The organism is Povalibacter sp., assembly GCF_036735925.1.
Taxonomy (GTDB): Bacteria; Pseudomonadota; Gammaproteobacteria; order Steroidobacterales; family Steroidobacteraceae; genus Steroidobacter.
On sequence record NZ_DAINNK010000003.1, the window covers coordinates 31,219 to 53,154 of the forward strand.

At 64.6% G+C, this 21,936-nt stretch carries 21 protein-coding genes and 2 riboswitches; of the genes, 8 read left to right on the forward strand and 13 right to left on the reverse strand.

The window, feature by feature from the left end:
* Positions 1 to 40: 40 nt before the first annotated feature.
* Positions 41 to 1,300, reverse strand: coding sequence for a serine hydroxymethyltransferase (gene glyA / locus V7D81_RS01670; protein ID WP_324314042.1), 1,260 nt, complete (start codon positions 1,298 to 1,300; stop codon positions 41 to 43).
* 28 nt (positions 1,301 to 1,328) lie between these two features.
* Positions 1,329 to 1,422: riboswitch (ZMP/ZTP riboswitch) on the reverse strand.
* 120 nt (positions 1,423 to 1,542) lie between these two features.
* Here glyA and V7D81_RS01675 point away from each other — a divergent pair.
* From V7D81_RS01675 to V7D81_RS01690, 4 genes are all read left to right on the forward strand, one after another.
* Positions 1,543 to 2,415 (forward strand): MaoC/PaaZ C-terminal domain-containing protein, encoded by an 873-nt coding sequence (locus tag V7D81_RS01675; protein WP_324314043.1) that lies wholly within the window; start codon positions 1,543 to 1,545, stop codon positions 2,413 to 2,415.
* Between the two features lie 9 nt (positions 2,416 to 2,424).
* Positions 2,425 to 3,225 (forward strand): SAM hydrolase/SAM-dependent halogenase family protein, encoded by an 801-nt coding sequence (locus V7D81_RS01680; RefSeq protein WP_324314045.1) that lies wholly within the window; start codon positions 2,425 to 2,427, stop codon positions 3,223 to 3,225.
* 206 nt (positions 3,226 to 3,431) lie between these two features.
* Positions 3,432 to 3,650 carry a hypothetical protein gene (locus V7D81_RS01685; RefSeq protein ID WP_324314046.1) on the forward strand — a complete coding sequence of 73 codons (219 nt, stop codon included), beginning with the start codon at positions 3,432 to 3,434 and terminating at the stop codon, positions 3,648 to 3,650.
* 71 nt (positions 3,651 to 3,721) lie between these two features.
* Positions 3,722 to 6,334, forward strand: coding sequence for a bifunctional aspartate kinase/diaminopimelate decarboxylase (locus V7D81_RS01690; RefSeq protein ID WP_324314047.1), 2,613 nt, complete (start codon positions 3,722 to 3,724; stop codon positions 6,332 to 6,334).
* An 80-nt stretch (positions 6,335 to 6,414) separates the two neighbouring features.
* On the opposite strand, the gene hisIE is transcribed toward V7D81_RS01690, so the two are convergent.
* From hisIE to V7D81_RS01735, 9 genes are read right to left on the reverse strand one after another with little or no spacing between them, the layout of a single operon-like run.
* On the reverse strand, positions 6,415 to 7,044 hold the full coding sequence (gene hisIE, locus V7D81_RS01695; protein ID WP_324314048.1) for a bifunctional phosphoribosyl-AMP cyclohydrolase/phosphoribosyl-ATP diphosphatase HisIE: 630 nt from the start codon (positions 7,042 to 7,044) through the stop codon (positions 6,415 to 6,417).
* Positions 7,041 to 7,808, reverse strand: coding sequence for an imidazole glycerol phosphate synthase subunit HisF (hisF, locus tag V7D81_RS01700; RefSeq protein ID WP_349257591.1), 768 nt, complete (start codon positions 7,806 to 7,808; stop codon positions 7,041 to 7,043). The genes hisIE and hisF overlap by 4 nt, the downstream gene beginning before the upstream one ends.
* Entirely contained in the window at positions 7,772 to 8,530 is a 759-nt protein-coding gene (gene hisA, locus V7D81_RS01705) for a 1-(5-phosphoribosyl)-5-[(5-phosphoribosylamino)methylideneamino]imidazole-4-carboxamide isomerase (protein ID WP_324314050.1), read from the reverse strand. Before hisA ends, hisF begins: the two co-directional genes overlap by 37 nt.
* Positions 8,531 to 8,535: 5 nt before the next feature.
* A complete protein-coding gene (gene hisH, locus V7D81_RS01710) occupies positions 8,536 to 9,132 on the reverse strand; it encodes an imidazole glycerol phosphate synthase subunit HisH (RefSeq protein ID WP_324314051.1) in 597 nt (198 codons plus the stop codon).
* Entirely contained in the window at positions 9,129 to 10,193 is a 1,065-nt protein-coding gene (hisB, locus tag V7D81_RS01715) for a bifunctional histidinol-phosphatase/imidazoleglycerol-phosphate dehydratase HisB (RefSeq protein ID WP_324314052.1), read from the reverse strand. Before hisB ends, hisH begins: the two co-directional genes overlap by 4 nt.
* Positions 10,190 to 11,275, reverse strand: a complete 1,086-nt coding sequence (hisC, locus tag V7D81_RS01720) for a histidinol-phosphate transaminase (protein WP_324314053.1) — start codon at positions 11,273 to 11,275, stop codon at positions 10,190 to 10,192. Before hisC ends, hisB begins: the two co-directional genes overlap by 4 nt.
* Positions 11,272 to 12,594, reverse strand: coding sequence for a histidinol dehydrogenase (gene hisD, locus V7D81_RS01725; protein WP_324314055.1), 1,323 nt, complete (start codon positions 12,592 to 12,594; stop codon positions 11,272 to 11,274). The genes hisC and hisD overlap by 4 nt, the downstream gene beginning before the upstream one ends.
* A complete protein-coding gene (gene hisG, locus V7D81_RS01730) occupies positions 12,591 to 13,490 on the reverse strand; it encodes an ATP phosphoribosyltransferase (RefSeq protein WP_442958328.1) in 900 nt (299 codons plus the stop codon). The genes hisD and hisG overlap by 4 nt, the downstream gene beginning before the upstream one ends.
* Before the next feature lie 15 nt (positions 13,491 to 13,505).
* Entirely contained in the window at positions 13,506 to 13,823 is a 318-nt protein-coding gene (locus tag V7D81_RS01735) for a YerC/YecD family TrpR-related protein (RefSeq protein WP_324314058.1), read from the reverse strand.
* A gap of 263 nt (positions 13,824 to 14,086) precedes the next feature.
* Positions 14,087 to 14,202: riboswitch (SAM riboswitch) on the forward strand.
* Positions 14,203 to 14,373: 171 nt separating this feature from the next.
* On the opposite strand from V7D81_RS01735, the gene metX reads away from it, so the two are divergent.
* From metX to V7D81_RS01755, 4 genes are all read left to right on the forward strand, one after another.
* The gene (metX, locus tag V7D81_RS01740; protein WP_324314059.1) at positions 14,374 to 15,372 is read left to right on the forward strand and encodes a homoserine O-succinyltransferase MetX; all 999 of its coding nucleotides are present in this window, start codon (positions 14,374 to 14,376) and stop codon (positions 15,370 to 15,372) included.
* Entirely contained in the window at positions 15,369 to 16,532 is a 1,164-nt protein-coding gene (gene metB / locus V7D81_RS01745; protein ID WP_324314060.1) for a cystathionine gamma-synthase, read from the forward strand. The genes metX and metB overlap by 4 nt, the downstream gene beginning before the upstream one ends.
* Positions 16,533 to 16,607: 75 nt before the next feature.
* Positions 16,608 to 17,576: an NAD(P)H-dependent flavin oxidoreductase gene (locus tag V7D81_RS01750; protein ID WP_324314061.1), complete on the forward strand. Its 969-nt coding sequence runs from the start codon at positions 16,608 to 16,610 to the stop codon at positions 17,574 to 17,576.
* 16 nt (positions 17,577 to 17,592) lie between these two features.
* Entirely contained in the window at positions 17,593 to 18,483 is an 891-nt protein-coding gene (locus tag V7D81_RS01755; protein WP_324314062.1) for a crotonase/enoyl-CoA hydratase family protein, read from the forward strand.
* Positions 18,484 to 18,794: 311 nt separating this feature from the next.
* Here V7D81_RS01755 and leuB read toward each other — a convergent pair whose 3' ends face one another.
* The 3 genes from leuB to leuC are packed head-to-tail and all read right to left on the reverse strand — an operon-like array spanning position 18,795 to position 21,852.
* Positions 18,795 to 19,856 carry a 3-isopropylmalate dehydrogenase gene (leuB, locus tag V7D81_RS01760; protein ID WP_324314170.1) on the reverse strand — a complete coding sequence of 354 codons (1,062 nt, stop codon included), beginning with the start codon at positions 19,854 to 19,856 and terminating at the stop codon, positions 18,795 to 18,797.
* 2 nt (positions 19,857 to 19,858) lie between these two features.
* Positions 19,859 to 20,434: a 3-isopropylmalate dehydratase small subunit gene (gene leuD, locus V7D81_RS01765; protein ID WP_324314063.1), complete on the reverse strand. Its 576-nt coding sequence runs from the start codon at positions 20,432 to 20,434 to the stop codon at positions 19,859 to 19,861.
* A gap of 2 nt (positions 20,435 to 20,436) precedes the next feature.
* The gene (gene leuC, locus V7D81_RS01770; RefSeq protein WP_324314064.1) at positions 20,437 to 21,852 is read right to left on the reverse strand and encodes a 3-isopropylmalate dehydratase large subunit; all 1,416 of its coding nucleotides are present in this window, start codon (positions 21,850 to 21,852) and stop codon (positions 20,437 to 20,439) included.
* Between the last annotated feature and the right edge of the window lie 84 nt (positions 21,853 to 21,936).

The following is a 21,936-nucleotide window of genomic DNA, read 5'->3' on the forward strand; positions in this document are numbered from 1 at the left end:
AGGCCGGCTGAAGCCGGCCCCACAGTAAGAACAGATGTGCTCAATCCAGGCCAGGCACCGGAAAGCGGCCGCAGAGTTCGCGCACCTCCGCATGAATCTGCTGCAACGCCGCCTCATCCGACGCGGCCCTGAGCGCGCGCACCATCCATTCCGCCACCTGCGTCATCTGCGCCTCGCGCAGGCCGCGCGTCGTCATGGCCGGCGTGCCGAGCCGGATGCCGCTCGGTCGCAGCGGCGGTCGCGGATCATCCGGAATCACCTGCTTGTTCACGGTGAGTCCCGCGGCATCGAGCGCCGTTTCCGCCACGCGGCCATCCAGATCGAACGAACGGATCGTGTCGATCACCAGCAGATGATTCTCGGTACCGCCGGTGATCAGTGTGCAGCCGCGTTCGAGCAGCGCCGCCGCGAGCTGCTGTGCGTTACGAATCACCTGTTGTGCGTACGCTTTGAACGCCGGCCCGGCGGCCAGCTTCAATGTCACGGCAATGCCTGCCACGGCGTTCATGTGCGGCCCGCCCTGCATTCCCGGGAACACGGCCTGGTCGATGCGCGGTCCCAGCGCGGCCTTGCAGAGAATCAGGCCGCCGCGCGGTCCGCGCAGCGACTTGTGCGTCGTCGTGGTGACGACGTCGAAACCGGCGTCGAGCGGATTCGCCAATGCGCCGCCGGCGATCAGGCCGCCGATGTGCGACACGTCGGCCATGGCCAGCGCGCCGACTTCGTCGGCAATCGCGCGAAAGCGCGCGTAGTCGAGTTCGCGCGGATACGAGGAGTGTCCGCACAGCACGAGCTTCGGACGAACTTCCCGTGCAATCTCGCGCACGTGGTCGTAATCGAGGTGACCGTCGGGCGGCGCCGTCTTGTAGCGCACGAAGTTGAAAATGCGACCCATCGCCGACACCGGCGCGCCGTGCGTGAGATGACCGCCGTGCGACAGGTCCATCGCCAGCACGGTGTCGCCGGGCTGCAGGCACGCCATGTACACGGCCTGGTTCATCGGCGAACCGCTGAGCGGCTGCACGTTGGCGTGTTCGGCGCGGAAGAGGGACTTCGCACGTGCGATGGCGAGCGTTTCGATGCGATCGGTGAACGTCTGGCCGCCGTAATAGCGACGGCCCGGATAGCCCTCGGCGTACTTGTTGGCGAAGGCGCTGCCGTTGGTGGCGTAGACCTCGGGGAAGGCGTAGTTCTCGGACGGAATCAGTTCGAGGCCTTCGCGCTGGCGCTGTTCCTCGCCGAGGATCGCGGCGTGGACGTCGGGGTCGCTGAGCTTGAGAAGATCGAGAGTGGATTGCATGACCGGCTCGCTCCTGTGAAGAGGTTGGACAAGGTGCCCAGGCGAGCGGCGGTCGGCAGAGGCGGGCTCTGCACGCATGCTTCCCGATGGTTATTCCATCTACGCCAGTTACATGCGCGGGGCCGATGCTACTGGATGCGTTCCGGCACGCGCAACGACCGTGAAATTTTTTCTGCGCAGTAGTCCGCACCGGCGCACTTCGTGGACAATCAGCGCCCCGCCTTTCCTGACCGAGGATGCTCATGTCTCTCGATTACGACCGTCTGATGCGCCTGCCTGTCGAATCCGTGACGGAGACGTACACCAAGCGCGACACCATTCTCTATGCGCTGGGCCTGGGCGTCGGCGCCGCCGATCCGTTCGATCGCAACGAACTCAGGTACGTCTACGAGAAGGGCCTGGTGGCGCTGCCGATGCAGGCCGTCGTGCTCGGCGCGGGCGCCATGAAATTGTCGGATCCGAAGTTCGGCGTGAATTACACGATGCTGCTGCACGGCGAGCAGTCGCTGCAGGTGCACAAAACGCTGCCGCCCGAAGGCACGGTCGTCAGCGAAGGCAAGATCGACGAGATCTACGACAAGGGTGCGAGCAAGGGCGCGGTGCTGTATTCCACGCGCAAGCTGTTCGACAAGGCCTCGGGCGATCTGCTGGTGACGCTGGGCAACGTGGTTTTCCTGCGCGGCAATGGGGGATTCGGCGGCAAGGGCGAGGGCGCGCCGAAGCCGCGCCCGGTACCCGCGGATCGCGCCGCCGATCTGCAGGTGCCTGTCCATACGTCGCTGAACCAGGCGCTGATCTACCGGCTGTCCGGCGACTACAACCCGCTGCACATCGATCCCGAGGTCGCGGGGCAGGCCGGTTTCGATCGTCCCATCCTGCATGGGCTGGCGGCCTACGGCATGGTCGGGCGCGCGCTGATCAAGGCGCTGTGCAATGACGAGCCGCAGCGCCTGCGCCGGCTCGACCTGCGCTTCACCAGTCCGGTCTATCCGGGCGAACCGCTGCACGTCGATGTGTGGAAGGTCGCACCGGGCGATGCGGCGTTCCGGCTCATCGCCACGCAGCGCGGCGTCGTGGTGGAGGATTTCGGACGATTCGAGTACCAGGCCGGCTGAGCAGCGTCGATGTTCGCGCCCAGCGGCGTCATCACCATCACGACGGATTTCGGCCACCAGGGGCCATTCGTCGCCACGATGAAAGGGCGCATGCTGGCGCGGCTGCCGGACGCCCGCATCATCGACGTCACTCACGAGGTGCCGGTCTACTGGCCGGCCGAAGCCGGGTTCTGGCTGTCCCGCTCCTATCAGTACTTTCCGGCAGGGACCGTTCATGTGGCCGTGGTGGATCCGGGAGTCGGCACCAATCGCGACATCATTGCGGTCGAGGCGGACGGCCACGGCTTCCTGGCGCCGGACAACGGCCTGCTGGCACCGGTCGTGAATCGGGCTGCGTCCGCCCGGATCTGTCGCCTGGACCTGTCCCGGATCCGCCAACGGCTGCAGCTGCCCACGCCCAGTGCCACTTTCCACGGGCGGGACATCTTCGCGCCCGTGGCTGCAGAGATGGCTGCCGGGCGTATTGCCATGGCGGACCTTGGCCCGGCAACGACGGACATCGTGCCGGCCTGGGTGGATGAGCCCACCAGCACGCCCGAACAGGTGTCGGGCGTCATCATCACGATCGACCATTTCGGCAATCTCATCAGCAACATCGACGCTTCGCTGATCGAGCGATTCAGTCACGCAGTGGTCCGTACGGCCGGCCACAGCTTTCCCCTGCGGCGGACCTATGGCGACGTCAAACCGGGCGAATACCTGGCCCTGATCAATTCCTTCGGCGTCGTGGAACTGGCCCGGGCCGAGCAGAGTGCTGCCGACGGCCTGGGCCTGGGGCGGGGCGCGCCGGTCGTCGTTTCGAATCGCTGAATCGGCGCCCGCCGATCTGTCCCAAGCCCTTGAATCCGCGACGCCCAATGCCATTGAGGCAGGGCCGCCCGCAGGCGTGGAAAGACGTCCCGTCACGGCGACAAACCAGCCATTGAAAACGGCGGCGCATCGTATATAGTCCGCAGGCCGCGGGTCCCCGCCGGTCCCGATCTAGTTGATTTTTCAGGATTTTTCCAGGAACCATCATGGTGGAGAGAGACGACGAGCACTTCGATATCGATGATGACTTCGTCGCGGAGAGCGATGAGGATCAGAATTTCGATCGATTCATCGACAATCGGCGCGCCCGCCCCAGCGCCTCGAAAGACACCAAGAAAGGCAAGGCCGCCTGGAGCAAGCTGGAAGACGTGCTGGCCGAGCGCCGCCTGAAAAAAGAACTCAACGACTTCGAAGACGAAGAATAGGCCTGCGGGCCGGCAGACAAGATTCAGGGACGTGACGCCGCACGTCCCTCGTTCAGGCAGATGGGGTTTCTATGACGACCGCTGATTCCGTCACGGGTACTACGCCCAGCACTTCACCGTGGGCCGTGCTCAAGTTCGGAGGCACCAGCGTGTCCTCCGCGGCCAACTGGAAGAATGTCGCCGGCGTGCTGCGCGACCGGCTGGCAGAGGGGCTGCGTCCGGTCGTCGTCCATTCCGCGCTCTCCGGCATCACCGATCGTCTCGAACAATTGCTGTCGCAGGCCCTGGGCGGCGAATGGCAACCGGTGATGGACCAGATCGAACAGCGCCATCGCGATCTGGCGCGCGATCTCGGCATCGTTCCTTCCCCCGATCTCGAAGACCAGTTCAAGCGGCTGCGCCAGATCGCCGCCGGCATTTCGCTGGTCGGCGAAGTGAGCGAGCGGCTGCACGCGCGCGTGATGGCACAGGGCGAGCTGATGGCGACGCGCCTGGGCGCCGCCTTCCTCACGGCGCAGGGACTCGATGTGCAGTGGGTGGACGTGCGCACGGTGCTCAAGGCGGAATCGCGGCGCAATGCCAATACGCGGTCGAGCTACCTGTCGGCGACCTGCAGCTACGAACCCGACGTCGAACTGCAGCGCCGCTGGTCCTCGCCCGGCACGGTATGGATCACGCAGGGCTTCATCGCCAGCGACGACAACGGCGACACCGTCCTGCTCGGTCGCGGCGGCTCGGACACCTCGGGCAGCTATCTCGCCGCGAAACTGCAGGCACGCCGGCTGGAAATCTGGACCGACGTGCCGGGCATGTTCAGCGCCAACCCGCGCTCGGTTGCCACGGCGCGCCTGCTGCGTGCGCTCGAGTACGACGAGGCACAGGAAATCGCCAGCAGCGGCGCCAAGGTGCTGCACCCGCGCTGCATCATGCCGGTCAAGCAGTACGGCATTCCGCTGTATGTCTATGCGACCCAGACGCCGAAGCTCGAAGGCACGGTGATCTCGGCTCAGGGCGGCAATGTCGCCGCGCAGGTCAAGGCCGTCACCATCAAGAAGAACATCACGCTGATCTCGATGGAGACGGTCGGGATGTGGCATTCGGTCGGCTTCCTCGCCGATGCGTTCCAGGTGTTCAAGGATCACGGCATTTCGATCGACCTGGTGTCGACCTCGGAAACCAGCGTCACGGTATCGCTCGATCCGGCCGCCAACACGCTGACCAAGGCTGCGCTCGATGCGCTGACGCTGGATCTGGGCAAGATCTGTCGCGTGCAGGTGATCGGTCCGTGCGCCGCAGTCAGCCTCGTTGGCCGGAACATCCGCGCCATCCTGCATCGGCTCGGCGACGCGCTGGAGCTGTTCGAGGAGCAGAAGATCTATCTGGTCACGCAGGCCGCGAACGATCTGAACATCACGTTCGTGATCGACGAAGAGCAGGGCGACCGGCTGGTGTCGCGCCTGCACGAAATCGCCATCCGCAAGATGACGGCCGATCGCGTGCTCGGGCCGACCTGGGAAGAACTCTATGGCGGTGCCAACAAGGCAACCGACACCTCCGCGCAGTGGTGGCACGTACGTCGCAACGATCTGGTCGAACTCGGACGCAAGCACGGCGCCGCCTTCGTCTATGACCGCGCCACGCTGACGGCACGTGCGCAGGCGCTGAAGGCACTGCCCGGCATCGACGACGTTTTCTACGCGCTCAAGGCCAACTGGCATCCGGAGATCCTGAAGCTGTTCCAGCAACAGGGCCTGGGCTTCGAATGCGTATCGCGCAACGAGGTCGAGCACGTCATCGAGACGCTGCCCGGCCTCGATCGCAAGAAGATCCTGTTCACGCCGAATTTCGCCCCGCGCGATGAATATGCCTGGGGGCTCGAGCAGGGCATCTGGGTCACGCTCGACAATCTGCATCCGCTCAAGGCCTGGCCGGAACTGTTCAAGGGCCGCGACGTGTTCGTGCGCATCGATACCGGCTATGGCCGCGGTCATCACGACAAGGTCCGTACCGCCGGCGTGCACTCGAAGTTCGGCGTGCCGCTGTTCGAAATGGATGAACTGGAGCGGCTGGTGAAGTCGAGCGGCGCGCGCGTCGTCGGCCTGCATGCGCACACTGGCAGCGGTGTATTCAGTGTCGACAACTGGCAGTCGGTGGGCGAGATCCTCACCGGACTCACTCAGCGCTTCCCGGACGTTCACACGGTCGATCTGGGCGGTGGCCTGGGCGTGCCGGAACGTCTTGGACAACAGGGCGTCGTCCTCGCCGAATTCGGTGCCGCGCTCGCCGCACTCAAGACGGCGCATCCGAAACTGAAGCTCTGGATCGAGCCGGGCCGCTACCTCGTGGCCGAGGCCGGCGTGCTGCTGGCGCAGGTAACACAGCTCAAGGGCAAGGGCGAAGTGCAGTACGTCGGTGTTGCCACCGGCATGAACTCGCTGATCCGTCCGGCGCTGTATGGTGCGCATCACGAGATCCTGAATCTCACGCGCCTCGATGATCTCGCCACGGAAGTCGTGAATGTGGTGGGCCCGATCTGCGAAAGCGGTGATCAGCTCGGCCTGGATCGACTGCTGCCGCCGACGCAGGAAGGCGATGTGCTGTTGATTGCGACCGCGGGTGCTTACGGCCGGGCGATGAGTTCGACCTACAACCTGCGCGAGCCGGCGCAGGAATTCCTGATCTGAGGTCTTCCTGTAGGTCAGGCTTCAGTCTGACAGTTCCCAGGCCGGCTGAAGCCGGCCCCACAGGAAGAAGAGGAAGATCGCTACGGCTTGCTGCGATGCCGCTGCTCGAGCTCTCCCACGACCTTCGCCAGCGACAGGCCGCGATTCTTCAACAACAGCGTCAGGTGATAGAGCAGGTCGGCTGATTCGCTGACCAGTCGATCGTCTTCCTGCGTCACGGCCGCCAGCGCCACCTCGACGCCTTCCTCGCCCACTTTCTGCGCCATGCGCGTCGTTCCCTCAGACCAGAGGCGTGCGGTATAGCTGCCTTCCGGTCGCTCGGCGATACGCTGCGCCAGCACGGCTTCGAGCCGGCTCAGGAACGCCACCGACGTCGCATCCGTGCCGATCTCGTCGCCGAAGCAGCTCTTCGTGCCAGTGTGGCAGGTGGGGCCGTCCGGTCGCGCGGTGATCAGCAACGAATCGCGATCGCAGTCGGCGGAGACGGCAACGACGTGCAGGAAGTTTCCGGAAGTTTCCCCCTTGGTCCACAGGCGGTTCTTGCTGCGGCTGAAGAAAGTCACACGTCCGCTTTCCAGCGTCTGGCGCAGCGACTCCGCATTCACGAAGCCGAGCATCAGTACCTGACCGGACGTCGCGTCCTGCACGATGGCGGGCAGCAGGCCGTCGCCCTTGCGCCAGTCGAGCGTATCGATCTCTGCAATGTTCATGGCCGGATCTCGATCGAATGCTGTCGCAGGTAAGTCTTGAGTGTCGGAATGGCGATGGCGCCGCTGTGAAACACGCTCGCGGCGAGCGCGCCGTCGACCTGTGCTTCGGTGAATACGCGCTCGAAATGTTCCGGCGCACCAGCGCCGCCCGAAGCGATCAGCGGCACATGACACAGTCGTCGCACGGCCTGAAGCTGTGCAAGGTCATAGCCGGCGCGGACGCCGTCGCTGGCCATGCAGTTCAGCACGATCTCGCCGGCGCCGCGCTCCTGCACTTCGCGCACCCAGTCGAGCGTGCGGCGCGCCGTGTTGCGTGTGCGGGTCGGATCGCCCGTGAACTGGTAGACGAAGTAGTCGCCATCGAGCGTCTGGCTGTCGATGCCGACAACGACACATTGCACACCGAACCGCGCACTGAGTCGCGAGATCAGTTCCGGATCGGCCAGCGCGGGCGAGTTGATCGAAATTTTTTCCGCGCCTTCGCCCAGCACTTCCTCCGCATCGGCGACGGAGCGGATGCCGCCGGCGACGCAGAAGGGAATGTCGAGAATCCGCGCGACACGACTCACCCAGCTGCGATCCACCGAGCGCCCGTCGGGACTCGCGGTGATGTCGTAGAACACGAGCTCGTCCGCGCCTTCGTCGCGATAGCGCGTGGCGAGTTCGAGAATGTCGCCCACGACCACGTGGTCGCGGAAGCGCACGCCCTTGACGACCTGCCCGTCTCTTACGTCGAGGCAGGGGATGATGCGTTTGGCAAGAATGGCCGCAGCTCCTCGGCAGTGATCCGGTTTTCCAGCATCGCCTTGCCGCTGATCACGGCGGCGACGCCACAGTCTCGCAAGGCGTGCAGATCGCGCGCTTCGCTGACGCCGCCCGAGGCCTGCCATTGCAGTTCGGGAAAGCGTCGCACCGCGTCGGCATAGAGTTCGCAGTTCGGGCCAGTGAGGGCGCCGTCGCGAGCGATGTCGGTGCACAGCACGTGGCCGAGTCCGGCCTTCATGAATTTTTCCACGGCTTTCCACAGCACCGTGTCGCTGGTCTGCTGCCAGCCGTGCGTGGTCAGCATCGGTGCGCCCGATGCATCGATGCGCACATCGAAGGCGAGCACGATCTTCTTGGGATCGACCTCGCCCATCCAGCGCATCACTTCCTCGGGCGCGGTCACCGCAACGCTGCCGATGACGGCGCGCTCGATGCCCGACTGCAGCAGCTCGCGCACGCGGTCGAGTGTGCGCAATCCGCCGCCGACCTGCAGCTTCGCGCGCTTCGCTGCGGCGAGGTCGCCGATGATCGTGCGGTTGCGCTGTTGTCCGTCGCGGGCGCCGTCGAGATCGACGACATGCACGCGGCGCGCTCCGAGCGCGACATAGCGCGAGAGAACATCGGCCGGTTCGGTCGAGTAGACGGTTTCGGCGGCGAAGTCGCCCTGGAACAGGCGGACACAGCGGCCTTCCTTCAGATCGATGGCAGGAATGAGTTCCATGGAATCTACAGTTGCAGGAAATTGCGGAGCAGTTGCGCGCCGACGCGGGCCGAGCGCTCGGGATGGAATTGCGCGCCGTGGACGTTGCCGCGCCGGACGACGGCCGTGAACGCATCGCCGTAAGTCGTCGTTGCGAGCGTGTGTTCGCTCAGCGGCGCGGCATAGCTGTGGACGAAGTAGACGTAGTCGCCGGCGGCAATGTCGTTCAGCAGCGGCGAGGGTCGATCGAATTCGAGCTGGTTCCAGCCCATGTGCGGCACGGGCAGGCCATCGCGCTGCGGCAGCCGGCGTACGCGACCGGGCAGCAGGCCGAGGCACGGCACGTCGCCTTCTTCCGACGACTCGAACAGCAACTGCATGCCGACGCAGATGCCGAGCAGCGGCTGGCGCAGTTCGCGGATCGTGTCGACGAGGCCGGCCTGCTGCAGCCGGCCCATGCAATCCGCCGCCGCGCCGACGCCCGGCAGGATCACGTGGCTGGCGCGGCGCAGGCGTTCCGGATCGGTCGTGAGATCGGCCGGCACGCCGAGTCGTTCGACGGCCATTTGCAGCGACGCGATATTGGCGCCGCCGCTGTCGATGATGGCGAGACCTGAGTTCACAGCGTTCCCTTGGTGCTGGGCAGTTCCGTATCGGTGATACGGAATGCCTGGCGCAATGTACGGCCCACTCCCTTGAAGCAGGCCTCGATCATGTGGTGCGTGTTGTCGCCTTCGACCTTGATGTTGATCGCGGCGCCGAGTGTTTCCGCCAGCGAGCGGAAGAAATGCGGCACGAGTTCGGTCGGCAGCTGGCCGACGGAATCGCGGCCGAATTTGCCTTCGAAGACGAAGTAGGGTCGTCCCGACAGATCGATGGCGACCTGCACCAGCGCCTCATCCATCGGCAGCACGAAGCCGTAGCGATGGATGCCGCGCTTGTCGCCGAGCGCAGCCTTCAGCGCCTGGCCGAGCGCGAGCGCGCAGTCCTCGACTGTGTGATGTTCGTCGATGTGCAGATCGCCCTTGCAGGTCAGTTCCAGCGAGAAGCCGCCGTGCTTGGCGATCTGCTCGAGCATGTGGTCGAAGAATCCCAGGCCGGTCGTGACATGGATCGGCGATTCCTTGTCGAGATCGACGGCAACGCGAATGTCGGTTTCCTTGGTCTTGCGATCGATCGTCGCGCGACGGTTCGGTGCGGTGAGGCGTGCCGCGATCTCGCGCCAGCCGAGATCCGTGCCGATGCGCAACCCGGCGACACCGATGTTGCGGGCCAGTTCGAGATCGGTCTCGCGATCGCCGATGACGTAGCTGTTGGCGCGGTCGATGTCCGTCGTGCGCAGATAGTCGTCGAGCAGGCCGGCCTTCGGCTTGCGGCAGCCGCAGTTATCGGCCGGTAAATGTGGGCAGATGAACTCGGCATCGAAGCGGATGCCCTGCGAGCCGAGCAGTGTCTGCAGGAATTCGTGCGGCTCGCGGAAGGTCGGTTCGGGAAAACTGGCGGTACCCAATCCGTCCTGGTTGCTGACCATGACGAAGCGATAGCCGGCTTCCTGCAGGCGCAGCAGGGCCGGAATCACGTCGCGCACCAGCCTGAGCTTGGGCAGGCTGTCGATCTGGAAATCGGCCGGCTCTTCGATGATCGTGCCGTCGCGATCGATGAACAGGATTTTCCTGCCGCTCATGCTGCATCTCCGGCAAGGGTGGCGATGGCGCCGATCGCCTGCAGCAGGCGCGTGTTCTGTTCGGCGGTGCCGACGGAAATGCGCAGGCAGCTGGCGAGCAGCGGGTTCGAGCGCGGATCGCGGATGATCAGGCCCGCGCCAACGGCGGCTTTGAACACGGCGTCGGCATCGACGCAGTCGACGAGAATGAAATTCGAATCGCTCGGCCAGGCGCGGCGAATCGCAGGGGCGCGCGTCAGTTCCGGCAACAGGCGCTCACGTTGCTCGAGAATGTCGGCGATGCGCTTGTCCGCTTCGGCGCGATGCGTCGCGTTGGTGAACGTCAGCACGGATTCGATGGTCTGGGTGGGCAAGGCATACGGCGTGATGACGCGCGCGAGCAGTTCAACGATGTCTTCATGGGCCAGCAAGGCGCCGCAACGCGCGCCGGCCAGCGCGTAGGCCTTCGACAGCGTTCGCAGCACCACCAGGTTTTCGAACCGCGCGAGCGACTGCGCGAAGCTCTCGACCTTTGCGAACTCGACGTAGGCTTCATCGACGACCACGACGGCCTTGTTCGCGAGTCGTTCGCAGAGGGTTTCGATTGCGCGGCGATCCATGAGATTGCCGGTCGGGTTGTTCGGCGAGCACACGAAGACGATCTTGACGTTCTCGTTCCAGGCTGCGAGTACCCGCTCGACATCGAGTGCATAGCCGCGTTCCTTCAACAACGGCACTTCGATGACGTCCGCGCCCTGGATGCGCGCCGACACCTTGTACATGCCGAAGGTCGGCGGACAGATCACGACACTGTCCCGACCGGCGCGACAGAATGCACGTACCAGCAGATCGATGCCTTCGTCGCTGCCGCGGCCTGCGAGCACATTGCGGGGTTCGACACCGTAGAGTTCGGCGAGATGCTGGATCAGTTCCTCCGGCTGCGGTTCCGGATAGCGATTGAGCCCGGCGTGTGTCGCATCTTCCGTCGCGCGCCAGGGCATCTCGTTCGCGTGCATGCGTTCGAGCGACGGCTCCCAGGCGGCGTGTTCGTACGGACGCAGCGTGAGAATGTCGGGGCGGGCACGTTCGAGGATGCGGATCATGCGCGGTCCGCTCCGTCGAGATGATCGAGACGAACCTGCACGGCATTGGCGTGCGCATCGAGGCCTTCGAGCTCGGCGATGGTGATCGCCGTGGGGCCGAGATCGCGCAGTCCGTCGTCGGTCAGTTCCTGTACCGTCATGCGACGCATGAAGTCCGTCATCGACAGGCCGCTGTAGGCACGCGCGAACCCGTAAGTCGGCAGGACGTGATTGGTGCCGCTGCAGTAGTCGCCCATGGATTCCGGCGTCCAGGCGCCGAGGAACACCGAGCCGGCGTTGCGGATCTTCGGTAGCCAGGCGCGCGCATTCCCGACCTGGACGATCAAGTGTTCGGGCGCGTAGTCGTTGCTGACTTCGAATGCCTGTTCCAGCGACTCCACCGCGATGATGCGACTGTGCTGGATCGACTCACGCAGCGTGCTTTCGCGGCCGAGGCGCTGCATCTGCCGCTCCAGTTCTTCGATGGTGTCCTGTGCGAGCCGGGTCGAAGTGGTGACGAGCACGACCTGTGCATCGGCGCTGTGTTCGGCCTGCGCCAGCAGATCCGCCGCTACGAAGGTCGCGCGCGCCGATTCGTCGGCGATCACCAGCACTTCCGACGGTCCAGCGGGCAGATCGAGTGCGGCGCCATCGGGATCGTTCGATACCAGCAGCTTTGCGGCGGTCACCCAGGAATTGCCCGGCCCGAACACCTTGTCGACTTTCGGAATCGTCTGCGTGCCATAGGCCATTGCAGCGATGGCCTGTGCGCCGCCGACCTTGAACACGCGATCGACGCCGCACAGGCGTGCAGCGACCAGCACCGCGGGATCGGCTTTCCCGTCCTTGCGCGGCGGCGTGCAGAGAATGCGCGTCGTGCAGCCGGCGATGCGTGCCGGTACCGCGAGCATGATGGCCGCAGAGGGCAGGGGAGCGACGCCGGCCGGCACGTACAGGCCGACGGCGTCGATGGCGCGGAAGTGGCGCTCGCAGACTACGCCCGGCGAGGTCTCGATGCGGATCGGATCGGCGAGCTGTGCGACATGGAAGCGGCTGACGTTCGCGATGGCACGATGCAGGGCGGCCCTCTGGGTTTCGTTCAGTTGCGACTCGGCCCAGGCGAATTCTTCCGGCGGCACGTCGAGCGTGTCGATGGTCGGGCAGTCGAAACGGCGCGTGTAGTCGAGCACGGCTTCGTCGCCGCGCGCGCGCACGTCATCCACGATGCGCTTCACGCTGGCGGTGAGCTGTTCGGCGTCGCTCTGTGCCGGACGCCGCAACGCCGCGCGTCGCGCGTCCGCCGACATCGAAGACCATTGCAGGATCGGCAGCGCGCTCATGCCAGCATCTTCTCGACCGGCAGCACGAGGATCGCGCTGGCGCCCGCAGCCTTCAGGCTTTCGAGCGTTTCCCAGAACACGTTCTCGCGACACACCGCGTGGACGGCGACTTTGTCGCCCGAGCCATCGAGCGGCACGATCGTCGGCGACTCGCTGCCGGGCAGCAGCTTGCGGATTTCCGTGAGCCGGTCGCGCGGCGCGTGCAGCATGATGTACTTGCTCTCCTTCACCTGCTGCACGCCGTCGATGCGTACCGTGAGACGGTGAATCCATTCCTGTTTTTCCTGGCTCACGGGTACCGGCGTGCTGATGATGGCCGCCTGGCTTTCCATCACCGTTTCCGCTTCGGTCAGGTGATTGGCGATGAGCGTCGAGCCGGTGGAGACGAGGTCGCAGATGAAGTCGGCACGGCCCAGTCGCGGCGCGATTTCCACGGCGCCCGACATCGTGACGACATCGGCTTTGATGTCGCGCTCGCGCAGGAAGCGGCCGAGGATGTTCGGATAGGTCGTCGCGATGCGCTTGCCGCGCAGCGAATTCGCATCCTTGTATTCGGTGCCATCGGGCACGGCGATGGACAGGCGGCACTTGCCGTAGTCGAGCACCATCACCTGGTCGAACAGCGGCGTCACGCCGCGCGCCTGGAAGGCGAGGCGTTTCTCTTCGATGACATTGAGGCCGACGATGCCGAGATCGCAGACGTCTTGCTGTACCAGGTCCGGAATGTCGTCGTCGCGCACGAACAGCACATCGAGCGGCATGTTCTCGCCGTAGCACATGAGCTGATCCTTGCCGCGGCTGTATTTCAGGCCGCAGCGGACCAGCAGGTCCAGCGAGTTTTCGGTGAGGCGTCCCGACTTCTGCAGGGCGACTTTGAGGCGCGAAGATTTGTCGATCATGATTTTCCGGCCTCAGCCGACCCGAGGTTCCTTGAGACGTTCCGCGGCCAGCGAGTAACCGCCGTTGCCGTTGGTGAGATAGCGTGCGACGCGGCCGATGGTGGTCACGCTCACGCCGGTCTGCCTGTGGATCTCGCGATAGGGCACGCCGTCCTGCAACAGGCCAACGACGGCCCAGCGATCCGCGAGCGCCTGCAGTTCTGCCGGCGTACACAGGTCGCGGAAGAACGACTTGCACTCGTCGATGTTCTTCAACGTCAGAACAGCGGCGAAAAGCGAGCGCTCCGCCAGCGCTTCCTGGCGCGGCGTGACCAGTCGATGTTCTTTCATGGGAGATCGAGGAGCCGGAGGCGTATGAGCGTAATAATGTGATAGCACGCTATTACATGATTCCCGGAGCTGTCAACCTGGAAATCGATGGTGCCGGCACTGCATCAAGCTGATTGCTGCTGCCTTCTCCCTGTGGGTCAGGCTTTAGCCTGACTGTTTTCAGGCCGGCTGAAGCCGGCCCCACAGGAAGAGCCCACTCCCTGGCGTTACCCATGCGTTTGATTTCCTTGACGCTTCGCCCGCGAGCCCCCTAGACTGCCGGCCGCTCATCGAGACCGGCGGAGGGTAAGGCCCTTGGATGCCGGGGCAACCGGCGAGGCTAACCACCTCGAAAAGGTGCCAACTCCTGCGGCGACCGTCAGGTCCCGACAGATGAGTTGCTGTGAAGCTGCATGTCCGCAAGGGCTGCAGATGGCTCACAGCGACCCGCCGCTACGGTACTCCGTAGGGTTTCTGCGATGCGCGAAACCTCTATTCCTGCCCGCCGGGCAGAGAAGTGCTGGAGTACTTTTCGATGGTTGCCCTGTCAGAGCCTGATGTGCGCCCAGCTGTGGCCATTGATGCGCCCGGCGAAGCGTCCGCCCAGGAAGGCGTGCTGGAGCTTGCCGGCGCCTTCAAGCTGCATTTCGGCGGTCAGCTCAACAACGTTCGCATTGCGTGGCGACTCGCCGGCGAAGCCGGTCCGGTGGTCGCTGCATTGGGCGGAATTTCTGCGGGCCGCTATGTCACCGGCAATGCGCCACGCGGCTGGTGGAGCGACATCGTCGGAGCAGGCGCGCCGCTCGATCTCCAACGTCACCGGGTTCTGGGATTCGATTTCCTCGGCGGCAGCGGCGAGACGACCGGACCGGGTCGCGGCCAGACGAATTTTCCCTCGATCAGTGCCTACGACCAGGCGGTCGTGCTGCATCACCTGATCGATCACCTGAACATCGAGTCGTTGCGTGCCGTGATCGGCGCGTCATATGGCGGCATGGTCGCTCTGGCTTTTGCCGAACGGTTTCCCGAGCGGGTAGCACATGTCGTCGTGATCAGCGCCGCCGATCGCGCTCATCCGATGGCGACTGCGTGGCGCAGCGTGCAGCGTGCCACCGTTCGCTACGCCCTGAAGAAGGACGACGGTCCCGAAGGCCTGCGCCTGGCACGAGCATTGGCGATGGCCACGTATCGCAGTCCGCAGGAATTCGCCACGCGCTTCGATGCGGAGCCGGAACGAATCGACGGGCGCTTCCAGTTTCCGGTCGAAACCTACCTGCTGGCGCGGGGCGACGCGTATGCGGCTTCGTATCTGCCGGAGGCCTTCCTGTGCCTGTCGGAGTCCATCGACCTGCACCGCGTCGATGCCACGCGCATCAAGGTGCCGACGACGCTGATCGGCGTTCATGAAGATCAGCTGGTGCCGTTGAGCGATATGCGCGCATTGCAGTCGAAGCTCGGCGGCCCGGCCGAGCTGATCGAGATTTCCTCCCTGTATGGCCACGATGCCTTTCTCAAGGAACGTGAGGAACTGCGTCGTGCCTTCGATCATGTACTGGGGACCGCCCGATGAGCGACAGCTTCGGTTCCGCTACCCGCGCCGTCCGCGCCGCACTGGAGTCCGATACCCAGCACAAGGCGGTCGTGCCGCCGATTCATCTCACGTCGACCTATGCGTTCAAGGCATTCGGCGAGAAGGGCGCTTACGACTACACGCGCTCGGGCAATCCGACCCGCGATGCGCTGGGAGAGGCCATTGCGGCGCTCGAAGGCGCGGCAGGTGCCGTGATTACGGCATCGGGCCTTGCGGCTGTCACGCTCGTCTGTCAGTTGCTGAACGGCGATGAGCTGCTGATCGCTCCGCATGACTGCTATGGCGGAACGTATCGGCTCTTCGATTCGCTGTCGAAGCGGGGCGTGTTGCGGGTCGAGTTCGTCGATCAGACCGATCCGGCGGCGCTGGCAGCCGCGATGGCGAAGAACCCGCGACTCGTCTGGATCGAAACGCCCAGCAATCCATTGCTGCGAATCGTCGATATCCGGCAGATCGCGGCGTCCGCGCACGCAGCCGGCGCGCTCGTGCTGGTCGACAATACCTTCCTGTCGCCAGCCTGGCAGCAGCCCATCGCGCTCGGCGCCGATCTGGTGCTGCATTCGACGACGAAGTACCTGAATGGTCACAGCGATGTGGTCGGCGGCGCCGTGGCGGCAGCCACCACCGAGCTGTACGAAAAGCTCGTGTGGTGGGCCAACTGCATCGGCGTGACCGGTTCGCCGTTCGACAGCTATCTGACGCTGCGCGGCCTGCGTACGTTGCACGCCCGGCTCGCCGTGCATGGCGGCAATGCGCTGCGAATCGCTGAATTGCTCGATCGCCATCCCGCCGTGAGTACGGTGTTCTATCCGGGGCTGCCGCAGCATCCCCAGCACGAACTGGCGAAACGTCAGCAAGGCGGCTTCGGTGCGATGGTGAGTTTCGAACTCAAAGGTGCCATTCCCCAGGTGCGCGCGTTCCTCACGGGATTGCGTTGCTTCTCGCTCGCCGAATCGCTCGGTGGTGTGGAAAGTCTCGTCGCGCATCCGGCCAGCATGACGCACGCCGGCATGGCGGCCGATGCGCGTCTGCGTGCCGGCATTTCCGATTCGCTGTTGCGCCTGTCGGTCGGCATCGAGAACGTCGAGGATCTGATCAACGATCTGCAGGGTGGACTCGATCGCGCCGCCGCTGCCTGAATCGCCGCGGGCAGTGCCCGCCTGCATCGCTCTCTAGTACTCTGCGCGCCCGTACTTCACATCGACAGGGCGCCAATGAGAACGCGAGTCAGCGAACTGCTGGGGATTCGATATCCGATCATCCAGGGCGGCATGCAATGGGTCGGCACCGCAGAGCTTGCATCGGCCGTTTCCAATGCCGGCGGCCTCGGCATTCTCACGGCGCTGACGCAGCCGACGCCGGATGACCTGCGCCGCGAAATCGAACGCTGTCGCGGCATGACGGACAAGCCCTTCGGCGTGAATCTCACCATCCTGCCCGCGATCACGCCGCCGCCGTATGCCGAGTACATGCGCGCGATCATCGAGAGCGGCATCAAGATCGTCGAAACTGCGGGCAACAGTCCCAAGGATTTCATCGGCCTGTTCAAGCAGCACGGCGTCAAGGTCGTGCACAAGTGCACGTCGGTACGGCATGCGCTGTCTGCCGAGCGTCACGGCGTCGACATCGTCAGCATCGATGGTTTCGAATGCGCAGGCCATCCGGGTGAGGACGACGTCACCAACCTGATCCTGATTCCCGCTGCCGTGAGGGCGTTGAAGATTCCCGTCGTGGCCTCGGGTGGTATCGCCGACGGCCGCAGCATGGCGGCGGCATTCGCCTTCGGCGCGGAGGGCGTCAACATGGGCACGCGCTTCATGTGTACGAAGGAAGCGCCGGTGCACGACAACATCAAACAGGCGCTGGTGAAAGCCACCGAGCGCGACACCAACCTGATGTTCCGCACCATGCACAACACGGCGCGCGTCTTCAAGAATGCGATCTCGGACGAAGTCGTGGCGATGGAGAAGCGCGGCGCGAAGTTCGAGGAAGTCAGGCCGCTGGTCTCCGGCGCCCGCGGCAAGGTCGCGCTGCGCGAAGGCGATGTGAACGGCGGCGTCGTCAGTGCGGGCATGGTGATCGGACTGATCGACGACGTGCCGACGTGTGCCGAACTGCTCGAGCGGATGGTTGCAGAGTGCCGCGAACAGCTGCAGCGTGCACTGCGCATGGCGACTGCCTGATCGCGCGGAGAATCCGATGGACTACGCGACGCTGCGATACGAAGTGGCCGACGGCCTGCTGATCCTGACGCTGAACCGTCCCGAGCGCATGAATGCGTTCACGACGCAGATGGCGGACGAACTGGTTCACGCATTCCGGCGCGTCAATGACGATGAAAACGTCCGCGCCGTCATCGTCACTGGTGCCGGCAAGGCTTTCTGTGTCGGCATGGACCTGTCGGTGTCCGGCAACGTGTTCGGACTGGATGAATCGCAGCGACCGACGCTCGACGACATGCACGACCGGCTTCACGACCGGGTGATCGAACAGGGTGTGCGCGATACCGGCGGGCGCGTGACGCTGGCCATTTTCGAGTGCACCAAACCGGTCATCGCGGCCGTGAACGGCGTTGCCGTCGGCATCGGCGCGACCATGACGCTGGCGATGGATATTCGCCTGGCGTCGGAGAGTGCCAAGTTCGGCTTCGTCTTCGGCAAGATCGGCATCGTGCCGGAAGCGTGTTCGTCCTGGTTCCTGCCGCGCGTCGTGGGACTGTCGCAGGCGCTGGAGTGGGTCTACACCGCGGATATCTTCGATGCGCAGGAAGCGCAGCGCGGCAGACTGGTGAAAGCGGTCGTACCGCCCGGGCAACTGCTGGATGAAGCGAAGAAGCTGGCACGCAGGATCATCGACAGCCGCTCGCCGGTGGCGATCGCGCTCGCACGCCAGATGCTGTATCGCAATTCGGCGCAGGCGCATCCGCTGGAAGCGCATCGCGTCGACTCGCTGGCCGTGTTCTACACGAGCCTGCGCGACGGCAAGGAGGGCGTGCAGTCGTTCATGGAGAAGCGATCGCCCCGGTTCGAGGCGATGCTGCCGCGCGATCTGCCGCCGTTCTACGCAGAGTGGACGCGCGAACCGCGCTGAGAACGTCGGACAAAAAAATAGGCCGGCTCTTCGCCGGCCTTGATGTGGCAACCTAGAAGCGCGGTCGTGGCGATATCGGCGGAGCCGTCATCGACCTTGGGGACTAACCCGACACGAGCCCTGTTTCCACCAAAGACACCTCGACCGTAGTGGTCGAGACATGGAGATTTGCCCGAAGGCGGAAGCCCCGGCCAGAGATCGAATCACCGGAGCCGGGGAGATCATAACCGCCTCACCGCGGTTTGTGGCAAGAAAATTTTCCCCTCGGCGCCACTCCCTTTGGCGCCTGTAAAATCATGTAGTTACATGATTTACTGCAGGATTCGCTTGACCACTTCGTCGCCCGCTTCGCGGGTGGTTCGGGCGGCCTTGCCGGCAGCAATATCGGCGGTCCGGAGGCCGGCGGCGATGGCGTCCGCCACAGCTTTTTCAACCACTTGCGCCTCGGCCGGCAGCTCCAGGGAGTGCCGCAGCAGCATGGCGACGCTCAGGATCGTGCCGATGGGGTTGGCGATGCCCTGGCCGGCAATGTCCGGGGCAGAGCCGTGGATGGGCTCATAAAGGCCCAGGCGGCCTGCGCCAAGGGAGGCGGAGGGCAGCAACCCCAGCGAGCCTGCCAGCATGGAGGCCTCGTCGGTGAGGATGTCGCCGAACATGTTCTCGGTGACGATCACATCGAAGCTCGCTGGCTTGCGGATGAGATGCATGGCCGCGGAGTCGACCAGCATGTGTTCCAGTTTCACTTCGGGGAATTCCTTGCCCAGCACGCGTTCGACCGTGCTGCGCCACAGGCGCGAGGTTTCCAGCACGTTGGCCTTGTCGACCGAGGCAATCGATTTACGTCGCGACATCGCGAGCCGGCCGGCCACGCGCGTGACACGTTCGATCTCTTCGACGGTGTAGGTGCACAGGTCGCTCGCGGAGTCCGCCGTGCGGGTTTTCTCGCCGAAATAAATGCCGCCCGTCAGTTCGCGCACGACCATGATGTCCGTGCCTTGCAGGACTTCCGGCTTGAGCGGCGAAGCGTCGAGCAGCGTTGTATGCAGGCTGACGGGACGCAGGTTCGCAAACAGGCCGAGGCCTTTGCGCAGCGCCAGCAATCCCTGTTCGGGTCGCACCTTGGCGTTCGGATCCGACCACTTCGGGCCGCCCACGGCGCCGAGCAGTACTGCATCTGCAGTGCCGCACGCGGACAACGTCGAAGCCGGCAGGGCGGATTGCGTCGCGTCGATCGCCGCACCGCCGATCAGGTGGGCTTCGAACCTGAAGTCATGGCCGAAACGGCTGGCGACCGCTTCGAGAACGCGCGTGCCTTCATGCGTGACTTCGGGGCCGATGCCGTCGCCGCCAAGAATGACGATCTTTGCCTGGATGCTCATGCGCGTCCCTGTTCGAATCTTGTGATGGCATCCGCCTGCTGCTGCAGGAAGCCGAGTTCGTCCGTGCCGTTCAGCAGGCAATAGCGAGCAAAGCTCTCGATGGGAAATGTCACGGACGTGCCGTTGGGCAGCGTCAGCATATTGGTTTCCAGATCGACCTTCACCTGCGCGCCGGGATTCGCGAGCAGCCACTGGTGCGTCGTCTCGTCGACGACGACCGGCAGCAGGCCGTTCTTGAGCGAATTGCTGCGGAAGATATCGGCGATCTCGGTGCTGATGACGACGCGGAAACCGAAGTCCACCAGCGCCCACGGCGCATGTTCACGCGAAGAGCCGCAACCGAAGTTGCGCCCTGCGACCAGCACCGAGCATCCGGTCGCTTCGGGGCGATTCAGAACGAAGTCAGGCTTCGTCGCGCCGGCGCTGTCGTAGCGCCAGTCAGCGAACAGCTGCTTGCCGAGTCCTTCCTTGGTGGTCGTCGTCAGGAAGCGCGCCGGGATGATCTGGTCGGTGTCGATGTTCGTCGAAGGGAGGACGACGGTTTTCGATTCGATGGTGCGGATGGGTTGCATGGTTAGTGTGCGACCGATTGCAGGTATTCGCGCGGATCGGTGATGCGGCCGGCGATGGCGGCGGCGGCGGCGGTTGCCGGGCTCGCAAGCAGCGTGCGTGCGCCGATGCCCTGGCGTCCTTCGAAGTTGCGATTGCTGGTGCTGACGGCGTACTGACCCTTGTCGACGAGATCGCCGTTCATGCCCAGGCACATCGAGCAGCCCGATTCGCGCCATTCCGCGCCGGCGTCAGTGAAGATCTTGTCGAGGCCGCGTGCCTCAGCCTCGCGCTTGATCTGCTGCGAGCCGGGGACGATCAGGGCGCGTACCCCCTTCGCGACCTTGCGACCCTTCATGACGCTGGCGGCGAGTTCGAGATCGGAAAGACGTGCATTCGTGCAGCTGCCGACGAACACGACCTGAATCGGTTTGCCGGCGAGTTTTTCGCCGCCCGTGAGGCCCATGTAGGCCAGCGATTTGTCGTGCACCGGATCGTTGACGCGCGTCGGCACGGAGCCGTTGATCGGCACGACCATGCCGGGATGAGTGCCGTACGTGATCATCGGCTCGAGCATGCTGGCATCGAACTCCGCGACACGATCGAACCGCGCGCCGGGATCGGTCTTGAGCTTGCGCCATTCGGCGACTGCCTTGTCCCAGTCAGCGCCCTGCGGCGCGAAGCGCCGGCCTTTCAGATATGCGAATGTCGTTTCGTCCGGGGCGATCATGCCGGCGCGCGCACCGGCCTCGATCGACATGTTGCAGATGGTCATGCGCTCGTCCATCGACATCGCTTCGATGGCTTCGCCGCGATATTCGATGACGTGACCGGTGCCGCCGGAGACGCCGATCTTGCCGATGATGGCGAGAATCAGATCCTTCGCCGTGACGCCGGGCGCGAGGCGGCCTTTCACTTCGATGGCGAGTGTCTTGGGACGTCGCTGCAGCAGGCACTGCGTTGCGAGCACGTGTCCCACTTCAGTGGTGCCGATGCCGAAGGCGAGGGCGCCGAAGGCGCCGTGCGTGGCCGTGTGGCTGTCGCCGCAGACGATGGTCTTGCCGGGCTGGGTCGCGCCCTGTTCCGGACCGATGACGTGCACGATGCCGCGCTGGTCGCTGCCGAGGCCGAGCAGTTCGACGCCGAACTCGCGGGCGTTCTTTTCGAGTTCCTTCACCTGCTTCGCGGCGGACTCCACCTTGATCGGCACGCGACCGAAGACTTCATCGGGATCGGTCGGCGTGGAGTGATCCATCGTCGCGAGCGTGCGGTCCGTGCGGCGGACCTTGAGCCCCAGCGAGCGCAGCAGCGAGAAGGCTTGCGGCGAGGTGACTTCGTGCACCAGGTGCAGGTCGATGTACAGCACCGCCGGCGTGTCGGCCGTTTCCGGAACGACCTGGTGCTGTTCCCAGACTTTCTCGAAGAGTGTCTTGGCGTTCATGAATGAATGGACGGATCCTCGGGCGACGCCGGCAGAGTGCCGGGTCGACGCTGGTTCGTGTTTGATGAATCGTCAGTGCAGCAT

Bases quoted from the DNA above. Each gene is read 5' to 3' on its own strand.
- metB (WP_324314060.1), top strand. From the start codon at position 15,369: ATGAGCGACAGCTTCGGTTCCGCTACCCGCGCCGTCCGCGCCGCACTG.
- V7D81_RS01755 (WP_324314062.1), top strand. From the start codon at position 17,593: ATGGACTACGCGACGCTGCGATACGAAGTGGCCGACGGCCTGCTGATC.
- hisIE (WP_324314048.1), bottom strand. From the start codon at position 7,044: ATGAACATTGCAGAGATCGATACGCTCGACTGGCGCAAGGGCGACGGC.
- V7D81_RS01735 (WP_324314058.1), bottom strand. From the start codon at position 13,823: ATGAAAGAACATCGACTGGTCACGCCGCGCCAGGAAGCGCTGGCGGAG.
- hisD (WP_324314055.1), bottom strand. From the start codon at position 12,594: ATGAGCGCGCTGCCGATCCTGCAATGGTCTTCGATGTCGGCGGACGCG.
- leuC (WP_324314064.1), bottom strand. From the start codon at position 21,852: ATGAACGCCAAGACACTCTTCGAGAAAGTCTGGGAACAGCACCAGGTC.
- V7D81_RS01680 (WP_324314045.1), top strand. From the start codon at position 2,425: ATGTTCGCGCCCAGCGGCGTCATCACCATCACGACGGATTTCGGCCAC.
- leuD (WP_324314063.1), bottom strand. From the start codon at position 20,434: ATGCAACCCATCCGCACCATCGAATCGAAAACCGTCGTCCTCCCTTCG.
- hisB (WP_324314052.1), bottom strand. From the start codon at position 10,193: ATGAGCGGCAGGAAAATCCTGTTCATCGATCGCGACGGCACGATCATC.
- hisA (WP_324314050.1), bottom strand. From the start codon at position 8,530: ATGGAACTCATTCCTGCCATCGATCTGAAGGAAGGCCGCTGTGTCCGC.
- V7D81_RS01685 (WP_324314046.1), top strand. From the start codon at position 3,432: ATGGTGGAGAGAGACGACGAGCACTTCGATATCGATGATGACTTCGTC.
- hisC (WP_324314053.1), bottom strand. From the start codon at position 11,275: ATGATCCGCATCCTCGAACGTGCCCGCCCCGACATTCTCACGCTGCGT.
- V7D81_RS01750 (WP_324314061.1), top strand. From the start codon at position 16,608: ATGAGAACGCGAGTCAGCGAACTGCTGGGGATTCGATATCCGATCATC.
- glyA (WP_324314042.1), bottom strand. From the start codon at position 1,300: ATGCAATCCACTCTCGATCTTCTCAAGCTCAGCGACCCCGACGTCCAC.
- V7D81_RS01690 (WP_324314047.1), top strand. From the start codon at position 3,722: ATGACGACCGCTGATTCCGTCACGGGTACTACGCCCAGCACTTCACCG.
- V7D81_RS01675 (WP_324314043.1), top strand. From the start codon at position 1,543: ATGTCTCTCGATTACGACCGTCTGATGCGCCTGCCTGTCGAATCCGTG.